Origin of the sequence: uncultured Senegalimassilia sp., assembly GCF_934632265.1 — a bacterium.
In the GTDB taxonomy this organism is placed as follows: Bacteria; Actinomycetota; Coriobacteriia; order Coriobacteriales; family Eggerthellaceae; genus Senegalimassilia.
Map to the genome: position 1 here is coordinate 1 of NZ_CAKTYH010000151.1, position 3,873 is coordinate 3,873.

Genomic DNA, 3,873 nt, shown 5'->3' on the forward strand with positions numbered 1-3,873 from the left:
CAGAGTAAACGTACATATCTGTACTGTCAATAGAATTGCGTACATTTGCGTACGCTGATAAGATGTGCTGGTACGTAATTCCAGGAGGAGGGCGCATGTCCGTAGGCGAGAACATAAGGCGGTACCGCAAGTCGCGCGGCATGACACAGGCGCAGCTCGCCGAGGCGGTCGGTCTGACGGAGGGGGCCGTGCGCCACTACGAGAGCGGCATCCGCGCCGTGAAGCCCGAACTGCTCGAATCCATCGCCGCAGCGCTAGGCGTGTCCGTCAACGCCCTCAAGGATTACGGCGTCGAGAACGCGGGCGACCTCATGTCGCTGCTCGTGCGGTTAGAGGACTCCTTCGGCATCGTGCCCGCAGCCGACGGATCGGGGCTCTCCCTGAACCCCAAGGCTCCGCACGCACCCAAAGCCGCGATGGCGATCGAGCTGTGGGCAGAGAAGCGCGCGCAGCTCGAGAACGGCGAGATCGACGCCGCAGAGTACGAGGACTGGAAAGCCTCGCTGTAGCGGCTCCCCGCATTTTCGCAATCAACGCAATCGAACCAGGACGCCAGGCTAGCGGTGAGCGCTGCTCGCCCCTGCGTATGCTGAGTTTTTACTCTCCATTGCATGCCAAGGCATTTCAAGCGTAAATGGGGAGTAAATGACGCGGTGGCTTACATGGCGGCACACGGCAGCACACCGCGGCATTTCCCTTGGTTACTCCCGTTTTCATTGAGGCGGCGAGATTCTTTACTCCCCATTAACGACCTGGGGAAACGCCATGCGGAGACCGCCGAAAAGCCTATTGAGTTCGATTTGAGTTTCAAAGGACCTAAAACGGCCCCTTTTCGTTCTCGGGGACAAAAATCGCGCGTCCACTCACTTGGAATAAAATCTTACTCCCATTCCTCCGAATACCGCCCCGTACTTTGCCGTCTTGAAACACGGGGGAGTAAATAGCGAAATCGCAGGTAAAAGGGAGTAAAAAGGCAAAGAAATAGCCCCCGTCCCGACGCGGAAACGGAGGCCAGATTATCGCTTTTACTCACCGCCGTCGCTGGCGGCTTTGCCATGACTCTCGTACGAAACGAAACTCAGCGGCACAGTGTGGCACTCAAAAGTGCAGGTCAGAACCCTATCAGCCTACTCCCACTCAATCGTCGCGGGGGGCTTGGGGGTGATGTCGTAGCACACGCGGTTGGCGCCCGGCACCTCGGCCACGATGCGGCTGGAGATCTTCGCCAGCAGCTCGTAGGGCAGCTTCGCCCAGTCGGCGGTCATGGCGTCGGAGCTTTCCACGGCGCGCAGGATGATGGGGCGCTGGTAGGTGCGCTCGTCGCCCATGACGCCCACCGACTTGATGTCGGGCAGCACGGCGAAGTACTGCCAGCAGCTGTGCTCGCTGTTGCGCTCGCCGGTCTCCTCGAACAGGCGCTGGTTGTACGCGTCAAGCTCCTCGCGCACGATGGCGTCGGCGTTCTTCAGGATCTCAAGCTTCTCGGGCGAAACCGCGCCGATGATGCGGATGGCAAGACCCGGGCCGGGGAAGGGCTGGCGATGCACGATGTGGTCGGGCAGTCCCAGCGCCGTGCCGAGCGCGCGGACCTCGTCCTTGAAGAAGTGGTCGAGCGGCTCGATCAGGTCGAAGTGCACGCCCTCGGGGAACGGGATGAGGTTGTGGTGGCTCTTGATGGTTGCCGCCTTGCCGCCCGTCTTGCGCGCGCCGGACTCGATGATGTCGGGGTAGATGGTGCCCTGGGCCAGGTACTTCACGCCGTCGAGCTGCTGGGCCACGGCGAAGAACTCCTCCCAGAACTGCGTGCCGATGATGCGGCGCTTCTGCTCGGGGTCGGTGACGCCGTCAAGCAGCTTTGCATAGCGCTCCTCGGCGTGAACGTGGATGAAGTCGACGTCGAACTGCTTGGTGAACACGTCCTCGACCTGCTCGGGCTCACCCTTGCGCAGCAGGCCATGGTTGACGAACACGCAGGTCATCTGCTTGCCGACGGCGCGAGCGCCAAGCGCCGCCACCACGGAGGAGTCGACGCCGCCCGAAAGGGCCAGGATGACGCGGTCGGAGCCGACCTTCTCGCGGAAATCGGCGGTCAGGGTGTCCACCAGGTTGTCCATGGTCCAGTTCGGCTCAAGCCCGCAGATTTCGAACAGGAAGTTCTTCAGCATCTGGTTGCCGAACTCGGTGTGCTTGACCTCGGGATGGAACTGCGTGGTGTAGATCTTGCGCTCGGGGCACTCCATGGCGGCGACGGGGCACACGTCGGTGGAGGCGACCACGGTGAAGCCCTCGGGGATGTCCTTGACGGCATCGAAGTGGCTCATCCACACGGTCTGATCGGCGGGCGTGCCCGCGAACAGCTGGCCGCCGGAGACGTGCAGCGTGGCGGGGCCGTATTCGCCCACCTCGGGGTGGTACACGCTGCCGCCCAGGGTGACGGAAGTGACCTGATGGCCGTAGCAGAAACCCAGGATCGGCACGCCCAGCTCGTAGATGGCGGGGTCGACGCGCGGAGCGTCCTCGGCGTTGACGGATGCCGGGCCGCCGGAGAGGATGATGGCGGCCGGCGCCATCTCGCGCACCTCGTCGGCGGTGATGTCGCACGGGACGATTTCCGAGTACACGTTCAAATCGCGCACGCGGCGGGCGATCAGCTGCCCGTACTGCGCGCCGAAGTCGAACACGACGACTTTCTGGTTGGTGGAACTGGACGATGCGGTGCTCACTAGAGGCTCCTTCTTCGGTTGTATCACGCTGCCCGGCCGCGCTTGCGGCTGCACTCTTCTCTGCGTTTTTTCGTATCGGCGATTGTACATTAAGCTGCGCTAATCCATACTTGTCGGCTGCGTTTCTTCAACACAACGCTATGCAAGGTCCACGTTATGGCCTGCGTTTCGCCCTCGCAACATCAAATGCAGGTAAAGAAATCGTGCGCCCGCTCTGGTTTATCGGGGCCTGCGCGCCTTGCCGCGCGCACGGCGCTTCGCCGCCTTCTACAATTTCGAATCCGTGCGGAATCGCAGGCTCTTCCGGCCTGCGTCTGCGCGTGTACGGCTCACCGAAAGGCGGAACATGATCATCGAAGCGTTGAAGTCCCTATTGATCGGCGTCGTCGAGGGCGTCACCGAGTGGCTGCCCATCTCCTCGACGGGCCATATGATCCTCGTCGACGATTTCGTGCAGCTGCAGGTGTCCGCCGAGTTCCTTGCGCTGTTTTTGGTGGTTATCCAGATCGGTGCCATCCTGGCCGTGCTCACGCTGTACTTCCATAAGCTCAATCCGCTCAGCCCGCGCAAAAGCGCCGATGAGAAGCGTGCGACCTGGCGTTTGTGGGGGATGGTGGCCATCGGGTGCATCCCGGCCGCCATCGTGGGCATCCTGCTCGACGACTGGGTGAACGCCCACTTCTACAACAAGGTCACCGTTGCCGCCATGCTCGTCCTGTACGGCGTGGTGTTCATCGTCATGGAACGCCGCAACCGCCAGCGTATGCGCCGCGCCCGCGCCGCCGTGCAAAACCAGGCGCGCGCCCGTGCCGAGCAGCCTTCGGCCGTGCGCGGCCGCCATGCGCGCGTGGAGGCTCCGGCACACACCGCGCCTGCGCATGCCTGCGCGGCCGACCTTGACGCCGCCGCAGAGCGCAGCATCTTCCGCATCGCCGACGTCGACGACATCGATTGGAAGACGGCCCTGAAGATCGGCTGCTTCCAGGTGCTCGCCATCATCCCCGGCACCTCCCGTTCGGGCGCCACCATCATCGGCGGCATGCTGTGCGGCTGCAGCAGGACCGCTGCAGCGGAGTTCACGTTCTTCCTGGCCATCCCCATCATGTTCGGCTGGGGTCTGGTCAAGTGCATCAAGTTCGGGGCGGCGGGC

General features: G+C 62.8%; 3 protein-coding genes. 2 read left to right on the forward strand and 1 reads right to left on the reverse strand.

All coding sequences use genetic code 11. The features are described 5' to 3' along the window. Positions 1-95 precede the first annotated feature (95 nt). The gene (locus tag Q0H50_RS08765; protein ID WP_294421518.1) at positions 96-509 is read left to right on the forward strand and encodes a helix-turn-helix transcriptional regulator; all 414 of its coding nucleotides are present in this window, start codon (positions 96-98) and stop codon (positions 507-509) included. A 618-nt stretch (positions 510-1,127) separates the two neighbouring features. Here the strand turns inward: Q0H50_RS08765 and guaA are convergent. Beyond that, positions 1,128-2,723 (reverse strand): glutamine-hydrolyzing GMP synthase, encoded by a 1,596-nt coding sequence (gene guaA / locus Q0H50_RS08770; RefSeq protein WP_294421520.1) that lies wholly within the window; start codon positions 2,721-2,723, stop codon positions 1,128-1,130. Between the two features lie 346 nt (positions 2,724-3,069). Between guaA and Q0H50_RS08775 the strand changes: the two genes are divergently transcribed. Continuing rightward, a partial coding sequence (locus Q0H50_RS08775) for an undecaprenyl-diphosphate phosphatase (protein ID WP_294421522.1) occupies positions 3,070-3,873 on the forward strand: 804 nt, incomplete at its 3' end.

Coding starts and splice junctions, on each gene's coding strand:
- Q0H50_RS08765 (WP_294421518.1), top strand. CDS start 96: ATGTCCGTAGGCGAGAACATAAGGCGGTACCGCAAGTCGCGCGGCATG.